This is a genomic window from Bradyrhizobium sp. TM102, from assembly GCF_009176685.1.
GTDB classification, from domain to species: domain Bacteria; phylum Pseudomonadota; class Alphaproteobacteria; order Rhizobiales; family Xanthobacteraceae; genus Bradyrhizobium; species Bradyrhizobium ottawaense.
The window spans coordinates 3,506,751-3,519,817 of record NZ_AP021855.1 but is presented as its reverse complement, the minus strand read 5'-3'; the positions used below and the strand labels follow the sequence as shown (position 1 = coordinate 3,519,817).

The following is a 13,067-nucleotide window of genomic DNA, read 5'->3' as shown; positions in this document are numbered from 1 at the left end:
CCATGGAGCGCTGGCCACACCCTAAGGCCGCCGTCGTAAACCTCTCGTTAAGGACCTTCGACTGCGGACGCCTTTGCCGCCGCCAGAACCGCCACGGCGGCCTCGAAATCCCTGAGACGGGTGGCCCGGCGGCTGGCGGCCTCCTCGTCCACGCCCCATTGGTCGATGTTCCAGTCCTCATCGACATGGGCGGCGGCCCAGACCTGGCCGGCATCGCGCACGCCATGAGCGAGCGCCAGCGCCAGCAGCGCCGAGCCGGTCAGGGTCGTCACCACGTGGAGTGCGGCGACCGACCAGGCGTCCCCCGGCAGCGCCGCGCGCGCGGCCTCGACCGCCTCGTCGGGCTGCTTCACATGCATGACGCCCTCGGACAGGATGAAATGCGCGCCCAGCGCGTCCGCGGCCCAGAACAGCACGGGATCCCAATGCGCGGCCTCGCGGGCGACCAGCCCTTCGGGATGGCCGGCACGATAGAACAGCAAATCGGACTCGAGATATTTCGCGAGGTCGTCGCTGACCAGCTCGACCTTATCGACCACGCCCTCGACCACGCTGTTGGCGATCCGCGTCAACGGCATGGTCACGGGGTCGATGCTCTCGCCCTGAGCCGCCCATTCCGCGGCCACCGCATCGGCGAGCGCGCGCGACGGAATCACCACCTGGCGGCCGGAGGGCGTGCGGATCGGCTTGCCGTCGAGCGTGATGGCGAAACCACCCTCGGCTTCGGTCGCGCTCGCCTCCTTGTAGAAGCGCTTGCGCTGCGGCGTGCGCGCGGACGCGCGCGCAGATTCCCGCGGATCCGGCGGGGGCTGCCCTGCTGCTTCTTCGAACAATTCGCGCATGTGAGTTTTCGGTCCCGGTCGCTGGATGCTAGGCTTTTAAGATAAAAGCGGCGGCCGATAAAGCGAGCGCGGGCATGAGGGAACTTGCGGGCATTGCGGCCCTGTTCGCCGGGCTATGGCCAGCTGCGGCGGAGGCGGGCTTTCGCACCCCGGAATCGCTGGTGCGCAACGTCTACGCCCATTACGGCGACGGCGCGCCGGAGCTGTCCAAAGGCCTGCCGCGGGATGCGGTGACCGCCCGGCAATTTTTCGATGCGCCCCTGCGCAGGGCCTGGAGCGCGCCGCGGGTCGAGCCCTACGACTTCCTGGTGCAGAGCCCGAGCTGGCAGCTCGGCCCTGTTACGATCGCGGTCGTGCGCAGGCAATACGACAAGACCTATGTCGCGGCGAATTTCGACAATCGCGGTCGGAAGGTCGCGCTGAACTTCGTCCTGGTCAACGGCCCCGATGGCTGGCTGATCACGGACATCGAGAGCGCGCATGACAGCTTGCGGATGTTTCTGGAGCAGTTCCGGAAGTGAGCAACGTTAGCCAGCCAAATCCTCGGTGTCGTCCCGGCGAAAGCCGGGACCCATAATCACAGGGAGAAGTTTGGCGAAGACCGCAGTTGAACTTCTTCGTCGGTACGAAGACTGCGCGTCACAGATAGATTCCGCGGTATGGGTCCCGGCTTTCGCCGGGACGACACCGGGGAAACTCGCGCCCTCCGCGCCCTACTCCTCCGGCGCGTTCTCGATCGGATCAAACCGGCTTGCATCGAGCCCGAGCAGATTCCACGACTGCTGCATGTGCGGCGGCAACGGCGCGGTGGCGTCGATCACGCCGCCGCGCGGATGCGGAATGACGATGCGGCGTGCCAGCAGATGCAGCCGGTTTTGCAGGCCCCCCGGCAGCTGCCAGTTCTCGATGTTGAAATATTTGGGATCGCCGACGATGGGATGGCCGATATGCTCCATGTGGGCGCGCAGCTGATGGGTGCGCCCCGTCACCGGCTTCAGCGACACCCAGGTCAGCTTGTTGCCGGCGGTCTCGACCACCGCGTAATATGTCACCGCGTGGCTGGCGCCCTCGTCGCCATGCTGGGCGATGCGCATGATGGTGTCGTCCTCGCTCTCTTCCTTGGCGAGGAAGGTCGAGATGCGGCCCTGCTTCGGCTTCGGCAGGCCCGGCACCAGCGCCCAATAGACTTTTCGCGCCGAGCGCGAGCGGAACGCGCCGGTCAGATGCGAAGCGGCGAAGCGCGTCTTGGCGACCAGCAGACAGCCTGACGTCTCCCGGTCGATACGATGCACCAGGCGTGGCTTCTGGCCCTTGGAATCGCGCATCACCTCCAGCATCTGGTCGATGTGCCGCGTCATGCCCGAGCCGCCCTGCACCGCAAGGCCGGCCGGCTTGTTCAGCACGAGGACGTCGTCGTCCTCAAAGATCGTCATCTCCTTCAGCGCCTTGAGCGTCTTCTGGGCAGCTTCCGAGAGCTCGCCGACGGCCTTCGGCGTGTCGAGCTTGAGCGGCGGAATGCGGACGCTCTGGCCCTCCTCCAGGCGGTCCTTGCTGTCGACACGCTTGCCGTCGACGCGCAACTCGCCTTTGCGGACGACACGCTGGATGTGGGAGAACGACAGGCCGGGAAAGCGCGCCTCGAGGAAACGATCGACGCGCATGTTGTTCTCGTCGGCGGTCACCTTGACGGTCTGCACCTTGGTCGGCAGCAGCGCCTCCACGGGCTTCTCGGGCGCGGCCCTTTCCAGCTCAGCCTTCTCCAGCCTGGCCTTGGGCGCGCGCCGCTCGGCACGCTCGCCGGCAAAGCGCGGCGGCTTGCTGCCGCCGGGCTTGCCACCCGGCCGCGGTCCCGCGGTCTTCGCGCTACGCGCCTTGAACGGGCGGGATTCCTTGCGCTCGTCGCGCGAGCGGGGCTTTGGATCGGTTCTTTTGATGCGGCGGCTCATGGTTGCCTGCGTACCCTAAAAGCCGGGTCCCGTCACGGCGAAATGGCCGTTTTTAGCGCGAGCCGCCCCGCTCCTTCCGCAGCTTGGCCCAGTAATCCAGCCGCTTCCGGATCTCGCGCTCGAAGCCGCGCTCGGGTGGGTCGTAGAAGGTCTGGCGGCCCAGGGCTTCCGGAAAGTAGTCCTGGCCGGAAAAGGCATCGGGGGCGTCGTGGTCGTATTCGTAAGACGCGCCGTATCCTTCCGACTTCATCAGCTTGGTCGGCGAATTGAGGATGTGCTTGGGCGGCAGCAGCGAGCCGGCTTGCTTTGCGACCTGCATCGCGGTGCCGAAGGCGGTGTAGACTGCGTTCGATTTCGGCGCGGTGGCGAGATAGACGACGGCCTGCGCGATGGCGAGTTCGCCTTCGGGATGGCCGAGGAAGTCGAACGCGTCCTTGGCCGCATTGGCGATGACGAGCGCCTGCGGATCGGCAAGGCCGATGTCCTCCACCGCCATGCGCACGACGCGGCGTGCCAGGAACAGCGGGTCCTCGCCGGCATCCAACATGCGCGCGAGATAATACAGCGCAGCATCGGGATCGGAGCCGCGCACGGACTTATGCAGCGCCGAGATCAAATTGTAATGGCCATCGGCCGATTTGTCGTAGATCGGCGCGCGACGCTGCAAAATCTCCTGCAACTGCGCAGCATTGAAAATCTCGTCCGCCCGCGCCGAGCGCCAGACCTCTTCGGCGAGCGTCAGCGAAGCGCGGCCATCGCCATCGGCCATGCGCACCAGCACCGCGCGCGCCTCGGCATCGAGCGGCAGCTTCTTGCCTTCGACCTCCTCGGCATGCGCGAACAGTTTTTCGATCGCGGCGGCATCGAGCGAGCGAAACACCAAGACGCGCGCGCGCGAGAGCAACGCCGCGTTGAGCTCGAAGGACGGATTCTCGGTGGTGGCACCGACCATCACCACCGTGCCGTCCTCCATCACGGGCAGAAACGAATCCTGCTGGGCACGGTTGAATCTGTGCACCTCGTCGACGAACAAGAGCGTGCCCTTGCCCATCTCGCGGCGGGCGCGCGCGGCGTCGAACGCCTTTTTCAGATCGGCGACGCCGGAGAACACCGCGGAGATCTGCTCGAAATGCAAATCCGTCGCATCCGCGAGCAGCCGCGCCACCGTGGTCTTGCCGGTGCCGGGCGGGCCCCAGAACACCAGGGAGCCGAGCGTGCGCGTCTCCAGCATGCGCGTCAGCGCGCCGTCAGGGCCGAGGATGTGATCCTGGCCGACGACCTCCGACAGCGCGCGCGGGCGCAGCCGGTCCGGCAGCGGATGCGGAGCCTCGTGGTCGAGCCCCGCCGCGGCAAAGAGCGTTGGCGTTTGTGGTCGCTTCGGACTCATCCGCCCAGCGTGACGTTGATCTGCTGGCCGCCGCGCACCAGCGTGATACGCCAGATGCGCGGGCGCTCTCCGGCCGCCTTTTCGAGGTCACCGGTCCTGCTGATCTTCTGGTTGTTGACCGCCAGAATGATATCGCCCTTCTGGAAGCCGACATTTGCGGCCGCACTGTCGCCGCCGAGATCGGTGATCACGACACCCTCGGTATCTGCATCCAGATGCAGCTCGTCGGCCACCGCCGGCGTGATGGTCGAAACCTTCGCGCCCTGGAACGGCGATCGCGCGGTGACGACGAGCTCGTTACGTCCCGTATCGGGCGCGGTCTCCAGCGCCACCGTCAGCTTGAGCGGCTTGCCGCTGCGCTGCACGTCGATCTGCGCGCTGCCGCCGAGCGGACGGGTAGCGAAGCGATAGTCGAAGGCATTGGGATCATCCACGGTCTGGCCATCGATCCCGGTGATGAGATCGGAGGACTTCAGGCCGGCCTTCGCGGCGGGGCCGTTCGACACCACGCTCGCGACCAGCGCGCCGGTCGGCGATCGCAGGCCGAGGCTCTCGGCGATCTCGGGCGTCACCGCCTGCAATCTTGCCCCGAGCCACGGCCGCTTCACCGCCTTGCCACCGCTCTTGGCGGAGGCGACGACGACACGCACCATGTTCGCAGGGATCGCAAATCCGATGCCTTGCGAGCCGCCGGAGCGCGAATAGATCGCGGTGTTGATGCCCGCCAGCTTGCCGGCCATGTCGACCAGCGCGCCGCCGGAATTGCCGGGATTGATCGCCGCATCGGTCTGGATGAAAAACTGATAATCGGTGATGCCGACCTGCGTGCGCGCCAGCGCCGAGATGATGCCGTGAGTCACGGTCTGGCCGACGCCGAAGGGATTGCCGATCGCGAGCACGACGTCGCCGACCAGCAATTCGTCGGAATTGGTGAAATCGAGGGTCGGGAATTTCTCCTTGGTGTCCTTCAGGCGCAGCACGGCAAGATCGGTGCGCGTATCCTTCAGCAGGATCTCCGCCTCGAACTCGCGCTTGTCCGACAGCGACACCTTCACCTGGTCCGCGCCCTCGATGACATGGACGTTGGTGACGACGAGGCCGGACGCATCGACGATGACGCCGGAGCCGAGCGAGCGCTGCATCTGCTCGGGCTGCTGGCCCGGCACGCCGAAGAAGCGGCGGAAGATCGGATCGTCCAGCAGCGGATTGCGGTTCTGCACCACCTTGGCGGCATAGACGTTGACCACGGCCGGCTGCACCCGCTGCACGATCGGCGCATAGGACAGCCGCAGCTCGGCCAGCGACGACGGGACCCGACGGTCCTGCGCCGCGGCCGGGTTGAAGTGGGCGGAAAAGCCTATGCACAGTGCCGTGACGACGGCGGTCCGGATCGATCGAAACATTCCTACCTCTTGGAAAAGACGCCGGAATATAGGCGCGTTCGCCCCCCAATAGAAGGGTGCCGGGCGGCAATTCGCCCCCCTTTCCGGTGTGTCCGGAATGCAAGCTCGGCGTGCGAATCGGCAATTTGCCTGAGGGCTCGATTGGCATGATGTGCATCATCCCGCATTGTGGAGCCGAGGGGATTCGGTTGCGGCGAATTTGCATCAGCAGGAACCCGCTTAACGGGGCGCAGCGTCGCGGGGCAGTCATCTATCATACCTAGGCTCTTCCGCCGGCGGCTTAGAAGTTTCGTCAAACGATGGAGTCATGACGTGAGCAGGACAAGGATTGCAGCCACGGCGATCAGCCTCGCCGGAGCGTTGGCGGCCTCGCAGGCCCAGGCCCAATCAGCAAGCAGCAGCGAGCAGGAGATCGCGCTGCTCAAACAACAGTTGAAGATGCTGGAGCAGAAGCTCGACAAGCTCCAGAGCCAGACCGCCGCAAACACGGCGGCCACGGCAAAAGCCAAGGCCGAAGCAAAGGCCGAAGCAAAGGCCGAGGCCAAAGCCGAAGCGCGCTCGGAGGCGAAGGCGGTGGTGGCCAACGCGAACGCGGCGATCCCCGTCAAGGGACCGGCGACTGCGTCCGGCGTGGTCGTGACCATGCCGAACAACCGGCCGACCATCTGCACCGCGGACCAGGCAAATTGCGTCGCCATCACCAGCCGCCTGCACTGGGATGTCGGCGGCTATGACTATCGTCCCAACACGGCGGCGACCGTGCCGCAGAAGCTCGACAGCGGCCAGAACGTCCGCCGCGCGCGCATCGGCGTCACCGGCAAATTCTTCAACGACTGGAACTTCGCGCTGGTCTACGATTTTGGCGGCTCGTCCGACGGTTTTGGCGGCACGGCTCCTGGATCACTGCCGGGCGGCGGCGTCTCCGGCGTCGAAAATGCCTATCTCAGCTACACCGGCTTGAAGCCGTTCGGCGGCAAGATGGCGATCGAAGCCGGCATCATGGATCTGCCCTACACGCTCGATGAGGCCACGAGCTCCAATGACATCATGTTCATGGAGCGCGCCTCGGCCGGCATCATCGCCACCAATATCGCTGCCGGCGACTTCCGCTCCGCGGCCGGTACGCGCTGGTACAACGACCAGCTCTGGATCGGCGGCTATGTCACGGGGCCGTCGACCGGTGCGATCCACTCGGCTTCAAGCGCGGCGCCGGCAGGTACGAGCGAGCAATACGGCGCTGTGGCGCGCATTGCCGGCAACCCGATCAGCGGCAAGGACTATTCGGTGCATATCGGTGCCGACGCCCAATGGCTGATCCAGCCGCCGCGCAATCTCATCGCCAACACGCAAACCGTCACGCTCAGCGATCGTCCGGAATTGCGTCTCGACCCGACCACGCTGATCTCGACCGGCGCGATCGCCAATGTCTCGGGCGCGCAGGTCTATAGTGTCGAAGCGGCCGCAACCTACGGTCCGCTCATCGTTCAGGGCGAATATTTCTGGTACAATGTCGACCGGACCGCCAACACCGGCGTGCCGCTGGTCGGCGCATCCAGCCTGAAATTCCAGGGCGGCTACGCGCAGGCCGGCTACGTGCTGACGGGCGAAGGCCGCAGCTACAACGCGGCGAACGCGGCCTATAGCGGCGTCAAGCCGGCGCATCCGTTCTCGCTCGAAGGCGGCGGCTGGGGTGCGTGGGAGATCGCGGGGCGCTTCTCGACGGTCGACCTCAACAATCAGTTGGGCACAGCAACCGGCATCGCCGGCGGCCGGCAGACCGTCTACACGCTGGCGCTCAACTGGTACGTCAACGGCAACGTCCGCTTCATGCTCGACTATCTGCATGGCACGGTGTCGAGGCAAGCCTCGCCGATCTCGACCGCAGACGTCGGCTCGAAGTTCGACGCGGTCGCGATGCGCACGCAATTCGCGTTCTGAGGCCATGGACGTCGTCGCGGGGCGCGCGACAGCGGGAACCCGGGACCCATAACCACAGGGAGTAGTTTGGCGAAGGCTCGGAGTTGGCAGCTCGTGCTGAAACTTCTTCCTGGGGTTATGGATCCCCGCGTTCGCGGGGATGACACCGAGAGTGCGGCGCCACCTTGGACAAACTCACGCCGCGCGCTTCGGCTTCTTCACCACGGCCGGCGCCGGCGCGCAGGACAGGCGCTGCTGATGGCTCTCGCCCCAGGCCTTCAGGATATCGATCACGGGCTTGAGGCTCTCGCCGAGGTCGGAGAGGCAATATTCGACGCGCGGTGGCACCTCGGCATAGACCTTGCGGATGACGAGCTTGTCCTCCTCCAGCGCACGCAGCTGCTTTGTCAGCATGCGCTGGGTGATGCCGGGCATCCGGCGGCGCAATTCGCCGAAGCGCTGGGTGCCGCTCTGCAGATGGTAGAGGATCACGCCCTTCCACTTGCCGTCGATCAGATCCAGCGTCGCTTCGACCGAGCAGCCCGGGCGCCGGGCAAAATTGCGCCGTTTCATGCGTGTTTTCCCAATAGTATCCAAACAGGGACTATATCCCCGAATTTACAGTACTTGCCAAATTGGAGCTAGCGGGACAGTTAGCAGGCCAGGCGCGCCCATGCCAAGCTGCGCGCATCTGATGGAGACAAGCCATGAAAGCCGTCGGCTACAAGAAATCGCTTCCGATCGAGGATCAGGATGCGCTGATCGATTTCGAAACCGCAAAGCCCGAGCCCGGAGGGCGCGACATCCGCGTCGCCGTGAAGGCGATCTCGGCCAATCCGGTCGATTACAAGGTGCGCAAGCGCGCAGCGCCGCCCGAGGGCGAGACCAAGATCCTGGGTTATGACGCGGCCGGCGTGGTCGATGCCGTCGGGCCCGAGGTCACGCTGTTCAAGCCGGGCGACGAGGTGTTCTACGCAGGCTCGATCCTGCGCCAGGGGACCAATTCCGAATTCCATCTGGTCGACGAGCGCATCGTCGGCAACAAGCCGAAGAGCCTCTCGTTCGCGCAAGCCGCTGCCCTTCCCCTCACCTCCATCACCGCCTGGGAATTGCTGTTCGATCGGCTCGGCGCGGTGCCCGGCAAGAGCGTCGATCCGCGTACGCTATTGATCACGGGCGGCGCCGGCGGCGTCGGCTCGATACTGATCCAGCTCGCCCGCCGCCTCACCGGATTGACGGTGGTTGCGACCGCGACGCGGCCGGACTCGCAGAAATGGTGCCTCGATCTCGGCGCGCATGCGGTGATCGACCACGGAAAACCGATGAAGGAGCAGATCGAGAAGCTCAAGCTGCCGCCGGTCGCGCTGGTGGCGAGCCTCACCTTCACCGATCAGCACTACAAGGCGATCGCCGAGTTCATGGCGCCGCAGGGCCGGTTCGGCCTGATCGACGATCCCCCGGAATTCACCATGGGCACGTTCAAGGGCAAGGCGATCTCGGTGCACTGGGAATCGATGTTCACGCGCTCCTCGTTCCAGACATCAGACATGATCGCGCAGCATCATCTGCTGAACGACGTCGCCGACCTCATCGACAAGGGCGTGCTGCGTACCACGCTCGACCAGACTTTCGGCACGATCAACGCTGCCAACCTCAAGCGCGCGCATGCGCTGCTCGAGAGCGGCAAGTCGCGCGGCAAGATCGTGCTGGAGGGGTGGTAGGCGAAGGCCTCGTAGGGTGGGTTAGCGCAGCGTAACCCACCTCTTCTGCGTCCGCGGATAGTACCAGTGGTGGGTTACGCCGAGCAGATGCGCTTCGCGCATCTGCTCGGCTAACCCACCCTACCGCCTCACCTAGGCGATGGTATTGACGATGCCGCCCTCGGCCCGCAGCGCCGCACCGTTGGTCGCGGACGCTTGCTTCGACGCAACATAGACCACCATGTTGGCGATCTCGTCGACACTGGCGAAGCGTTGCAACAGCGAGCTCGGGCGATGCTGCTTGACGAAATTGGCGGCGGCCTCGTCCACGGACTGACCGTTCTGCTTCGCGAGATCTTTCACAAAAGTCTCGACGCCCTCCGACATGGTCGGGCCCGGCAGCACGGAATTGACGGTGACGCCGGTGCCGCGGGTAAGCTGCGCAAGACCGCGCGCGACCGAGAGCTGGGCCGTCTTGCTCATGCCGTAGTGGATCATCTCGACGGGAATGTTGAGCCCGGACTCCGATGAGATGAAGACGATGCGGCCCCAGTTGCGCTTGAGCATGCCCTTCAGATAAGCGCGCGACAGCCGCACGCCGCTCATGACGTTGACTTCGAAGAAGCGGCTCCAGTCCTCGTCCGGAATCTCGAAGAAATCCTTGGGCTCGAAGATGCCGGCGTTGTTGATGAGGATGTCGACCTCTGGCAGCGCCGCAACGAGCGCCTTGCAGCCCGCCGCGGTCGAGACGTCGGCAGCGATACCGCGCACCTTCGCGCCCGTCCCTTCCAGCTTGCGCACGGCGGCATCGACCTTGTCCTGGCCGCGCCCGTTGATCACGACACTCGCGCCGGAGGCCGCGAGGCCTTTGGCGATGGCGTGGCCGATGCCGGCCGTCGAGCCGGTTACGAGGGCGGTCTTTCCGGAAAGGTCGATGTTCATGTCTCATCTCCATCAATGTCGGTGGAGATATCGGGCGCTCGACATGAGACCGCAATTGGCGCTCACTCAGGCGTGAGGAAGGCATGGACTCGTCGTCACGGCGAAAGCCGGGACGATACCGCAAGCACCGATAAGGTACGGCGCCGGCCAAAAAAAAGCGGCGCCCGAAGGCGCCGCTCTCGAATTCAATGCCGATCGGCTTACGCCGCCTCGGCTTCCTTCTCCTGCACCGGACCGGAATCCTGGCCCTTGGCATCGACGTCGCGATCGACGAACTCTATCACGGCCATCGCGGCATTGTCGCCGTAGCGGAAGCCGGCCTTGATGATGCGGGTGTAGCCGCCCTGACGGTCCTTGTAGCGAGGCGCCAGCACGTCGAACAGCTTCTTGACCTGGTCCTTGTCGCGCATCTCGGAGATGGCCTGGCGGCGCATGGCCAGCCCACCCTTCTTGCCGAGGGTGACGAGCTTCTCGACGATCGGACGCAATTCCTTCGCCTTCGGCAGCGTGGTGACGATCTGCTCGTGCTTGATCAGCGCGGCGCACATATTGGCGAACATCGCGCGGCGATGCTCGGCAGTGCGATTGAGCTTCCGATGAACCTTGCCGTGACGCATGTGACTATTCCTTACGTAAAAACTGCCGCGACGGTTCGTCGGACATGTTGCTCAGGTGGGCTGCCTGCGTTCGCCCGCTAAAGCGCGATGAACTCGCGCTTTAGCCTGTCGTAGCTCGGATCAGTAGTGATCCTCGAAGCGCTTGGCGAGCTCGTCGATGTTCTCCGGCGGCCAGCCCGGCACTTCCATGCCGAGATGCAGACCCATCTGGGCCAGCACTTCCTTGATCTCGTTCAGCGACTTGCGGCCGAAGTTCGGAGTGCGGAGCATTTCCGCCTCGCTCTTCTGCACGAGGTCGCCGATGTAGACGATGTTGTCGTTCTTCAAGCAGTTGGCCGAACGCACCGACAGCTCGAGCTCGTCCACCTTCTTGAGGAAGGCCGGGTTGAAGGCGAGGTCCGGGATGATCTCCTGGGCAACTTCCTTGCGCGGCTCTTCGAAGTTGACGAACACGTTGAGCTGATCCTGCAGGATGCGCGCGGCGTAAGCCACGGAGTCATCCGGCGAGATCGCGCCGTTGGTCTCGATCGTCATGGTCAGCTTGTCGTAGTCGAGGATCTGGCCCTCGCGGGTGTTCTCGACCTTGTAGGAGACCTTGCGGACCGGCGAGTACAGGCTGTCGACAGGGATCAGGCCGATCGGCGCGTCCTCGGGGCGGTTGCGCTCGGCGGGCACGTAGCCCTTGCCGGTGGCGACCGTGAACTCCATGCGGATCTCCGCGCCCTCGTCGAGGGTGCAGATTTGCAGATCGGGGTTCAGCACCACGACGTCGCCGACGGTCTGGATGTCGCCGGCGGTGACGACGCCCGGGCCCTGCTTCTTCACGACCATGCGCTTGGGGCCTTCGCCCTGCATCTTGATCGAGATGTCCTTGATGTTGAGCACGATGTCGGTGACGTCCTCACGAACGCCAGCGATCGAGGAGAACTCGTGCAGCACGCCGTCGATGTGCACCGACTGCACTGCCGCGCCCTGGAGCGAGGAGAGCAGGATGCGGCGCAGCGCGTTGCCGAGCGTCTGGCCGAAGCCGCGCTCGAGCGGCTCGGCGACGATGGTCGCGAAACGGTTCGAATCGCTGCCGGGCGTGACCTGGAGCTTGTTCGGTCGAATCAGTTCTTGCCAATTTTTCTGGATCGTCACTGTTTCACCCATACAGGCCAGTCAATTTGAAAGCTCAAATACTGGCGTTGGAGAAAGGCCGCGGATCATTCCCGCGGCTTCTTAGAAAAGTCATTGCGGGCGCCAATGCGCCCGCAACTCGAAATCAAACGCGCCGACGCTTGCGGGGACGGCAACCGTTGTGCGGGATCGTGGTCACGTCACGGATCGAGGTGACGGTGAAGCCCGCGGCCTGAAGCGCGCGGAGCGCCGACTCGCGGCCCGAACCGGGACCTGCGACTTCGACTTCCAGCGTGCGCATGCCGTGCTCCTGCGCCTTCTTGGACACGTCCTCGGCGGCAACCTGCGCGGCGTACGGGGTCGATTTGCGCGAGCCCTTGAAGCCCATCGTGCCGGCGGAAGACCAGGCAATCGTGTTGCCCTGCGCGTCGGTGATGGTGATGGTCGTGTTGTTGAACGACGAGTTCACGTGCGCGACGCCGGAGGCGATGTTCTTGCGCTCACGACGACGAACGCGGGTGGCTTCCTTGCCCATAGAGTACCTTTCCTGAAGATCTCAAACGCCGCCGTAATGCCAGCGGCTACACCTGTGGAACGAAAGGCGCGTGGCGAACGGGTCATCCCTGTTCGCCACACGCCGCGATTGGATTCGAAAACTTACTTCTTCTTGCCGGCGATGGCCTTGGCCGGACCCTTGCGCGTGCGCGCATTGGTGTGGGTGCGCTGGCCGCGTACCGGCAGGCCGCGACGATGACGCAGGCCGCGATAGCAGCCGAGGTCCATCAGACGCTTGATGTTGATGCCGACCTCACGACGCAGGTCGCCCTCGACGAGATAGTCGCGGTCGATCACTTCGCGGATCTGGAGCACTTCGGCGTCGCTCAGCTGATTGACGCGACGATCCACGGGGATCTTCACCTTCTCCAGGATCTCACCGGCGATCTTCTGACCGATGCCATGGATGTACTGGAGCGCGATCAGCACGCGCTTGTTGGTCGGGATGTTCACGCCGGCAATACGGGCCACGGCCTTCTCTCCTGTTGCCGATCCCTCGTCAGGAACCGGTCTTTAAGTGCTTGGTTTCTCGGGCAGGTGTTCACAAACGCGAACACGACGCCCACCCCTAGTCTTCCTGGGGCCCGGCATCGTTTGAAACTATCCGACTTGGATGCGGGGCTTATTAGGGGATTCCAG

At 64.7% G+C, this 13,067-nt stretch carries 13 protein-coding genes; 3 read left to right on the top strand and 10 right to left on the bottom strand.

The annotated features are described in order from the left end of the window. Positions 1-47: 47 nt before the first annotated feature. Complete coding sequence (locus GDN70_RS16705; RefSeq protein ID WP_038950216.1) at positions 48-842, bottom strand: ATP12 family chaperone protein; 795 nt, start codon at positions 840-842, stop codon at positions 48-50. A 74-nt stretch (positions 843-916) separates the two neighbouring features. Between GDN70_RS16705 and GDN70_RS16700 the strand changes: the two genes are divergently transcribed. Continuing rightward, positions 917-1,363: a hypothetical protein gene (locus GDN70_RS16700; protein ID WP_028140992.1), complete on the top strand. Its 447-nt coding sequence runs from the start codon at positions 917-919 to the stop codon at positions 1,361-1,363. A gap of 192 nt (positions 1,364-1,555) precedes the next feature. On the opposite strand, the gene GDN70_RS16695 is transcribed toward GDN70_RS16700, so the two are convergent. Genes GDN70_RS16695 through GDN70_RS16685 form a run of 3 tightly spaced genes read right to left on the bottom strand, consistent with a single transcriptional unit; the run spans position 1,556 to position 5,578 of the window. Then, on the bottom strand, positions 1,556-2,788 hold the full coding sequence (locus GDN70_RS16695; RefSeq protein ID WP_028140993.1) for an RluA family pseudouridine synthase: 1,233 nt from the start codon (positions 2,786-2,788) through the stop codon (positions 1,556-1,558). Positions 2,789-2,840: 52 nt separating this feature from the next. Continuing rightward, on the bottom strand, positions 2,841-4,175 hold the full coding sequence (locus GDN70_RS16690) for a replication-associated recombination protein A (protein WP_038950214.1): 1,335 nt from the start codon (positions 4,173-4,175) through the stop codon (positions 2,841-2,843). Further along, entirely contained in the window at positions 4,172-5,578 is a 1,407-nt protein-coding gene (locus GDN70_RS16685; RefSeq protein ID WP_038973057.1) for a DegQ family serine endoprotease, read from the bottom strand. Before GDN70_RS16685 ends, GDN70_RS16690 begins: the two co-directional genes overlap by 4 nt. Before the next feature lie 312 nt (positions 5,579-5,890). Between GDN70_RS16685 and GDN70_RS16680 the strand changes: the two genes are divergently transcribed. Beyond that, a complete protein-coding gene (locus GDN70_RS16680) occupies positions 5,891-7,516 on the top strand; it encodes an OprO/OprP family phosphate-selective porin (protein WP_038950213.1) in 1,626 nt (541 codons plus the stop codon). A gap of 174 nt (positions 7,517-7,690) precedes the next feature. On the opposite strand, the gene GDN70_RS16675 is transcribed toward GDN70_RS16680, so the two are convergent. Further along, complete coding sequence (locus GDN70_RS16675) at positions 7,691-8,068, bottom strand: helix-turn-helix domain-containing protein (RefSeq protein WP_028140997.1); 378 nt, start codon at positions 8,066-8,068, stop codon at positions 7,691-7,693. 134 nt (positions 8,069-8,202) lie between these two features. On the opposite strand from GDN70_RS16675, the gene GDN70_RS16670 reads away from it, so the two are divergent. Beyond that, positions 8,203-9,216 carry a zinc-binding alcohol dehydrogenase family protein gene (locus GDN70_RS16670; protein WP_028140998.1) on the top strand — a complete coding sequence of 338 codons (1,014 nt, stop codon included), beginning with the start codon at positions 8,203-8,205 and terminating at the stop codon, positions 9,214-9,216. Positions 9,217-9,348: 132 nt separating this feature from the next. On the opposite strand, the gene GDN70_RS16665 is transcribed toward GDN70_RS16670, so the two are convergent. The 5 genes from GDN70_RS16665 to rpsM form a co-directional block, all read right to left on the bottom strand. Further along, positions 9,349-10,137 (bottom strand): SDR family NAD(P)-dependent oxidoreductase, encoded by a 789-nt coding sequence (locus GDN70_RS16665; RefSeq protein ID WP_028140999.1) that lies wholly within the window; start codon positions 10,135-10,137, stop codon positions 9,349-9,351. A 200-nt stretch (positions 10,138-10,337) separates the two neighbouring features. Beyond that, on the bottom strand, positions 10,338-10,754 hold the full coding sequence (gene rplQ, locus GDN70_RS16660) for a 50S ribosomal protein L17 (RefSeq protein WP_018322277.1): 417 nt from the start codon (positions 10,752-10,754) through the stop codon (positions 10,338-10,340). Between the two features lie 120 nt (positions 10,755-10,874). After that, a complete protein-coding gene (locus GDN70_RS16655) occupies positions 10,875-11,906 on the bottom strand; it encodes a DNA-directed RNA polymerase subunit alpha (RefSeq protein WP_008136316.1) in 1,032 nt (343 codons plus the stop codon). A 112-nt stretch (positions 11,907-12,018) separates the two neighbouring features. Further along, a complete protein-coding gene (rpsK, locus tag GDN70_RS16650) occupies positions 12,019-12,408 on the bottom strand; it encodes a 30S ribosomal protein S11 (RefSeq protein WP_007603045.1) in 390 nt (129 codons plus the stop codon). A 122-nt stretch (positions 12,409-12,530) separates the two neighbouring features. Beyond that, positions 12,531-12,899 carry a 30S ribosomal protein S13 gene (rpsM, locus tag GDN70_RS16645; protein WP_008549231.1) on the bottom strand — a complete coding sequence of 123 codons (369 nt, stop codon included), beginning with the start codon at positions 12,897-12,899 and terminating at the stop codon, positions 12,531-12,533. Between the last annotated feature and the right edge of the window lie 168 nt (positions 12,900-13,067).

Bases quoted from the DNA above. Each gene is read 5' to 3' on its own strand.
- GDN70_RS16700 (WP_028140992.1), top strand. From the start codon at position 917: ATGAGGGAACTTGCGGGCATTGCGGCCCTGTTCGCCGGGCTATGGCCA.
- rpsK (WP_007603045.1), bottom strand. From the start codon at position 12,408: ATGGGCAAGGAAGCCACCCGCGTTCGTCGTCGTGAGCGCAAGAACATC.
- GDN70_RS16705 (WP_038950216.1), bottom strand. From the start codon at position 842: ATGCGCGAATTGTTCGAAGAAGCAGCAGGGCAGCCCCCGCCGGATCCG.
- GDN70_RS16670 (WP_028140998.1), top strand. From the start codon at position 8,203: ATGAAAGCCGTCGGCTACAAGAAATCGCTTCCGATCGAGGATCAGGAT.
- GDN70_RS16665 (WP_028140999.1), bottom strand. From the start codon at position 10,137: ATGAACATCGACCTTTCCGGAAAGACCGCCCTCGTAACCGGCTCGACG.
- rplQ (WP_018322277.1), bottom strand. From the start codon at position 10,754: ATGCGTCACGGCAAGGTTCATCGGAAGCTCAATCGCACTGCCGAGCAT.
- GDN70_RS16675 (WP_028140997.1), bottom strand. From the start codon at position 8,068: ATGAAACGGCGCAATTTTGCCCGGCGCCCGGGCTGCTCGGTCGAAGCG.
- GDN70_RS16685 (WP_038973057.1), bottom strand. From the start codon at position 5,578: ATGTTTCGATCGATCCGGACCGCCGTCGTCACGGCACTGTGCATAGGC.
- GDN70_RS16690 (WP_038950214.1), bottom strand. From the start codon at position 4,175: ATGAGTCCGAAGCGACCACAAACGCCAACGCTCTTTGCCGCGGCGGGG.
- GDN70_RS16695 (WP_028140993.1), bottom strand. From the start codon at position 2,788: ATGAGCCGCCGCATCAAAAGAACCGATCCAAAGCCCCGCTCGCGCGAC.
- GDN70_RS16655 (WP_008136316.1), bottom strand. From the start codon at position 11,906: ATGGGTGAAACAGTGACGATCCAGAAAAATTGGCAAGAACTGATTCGA.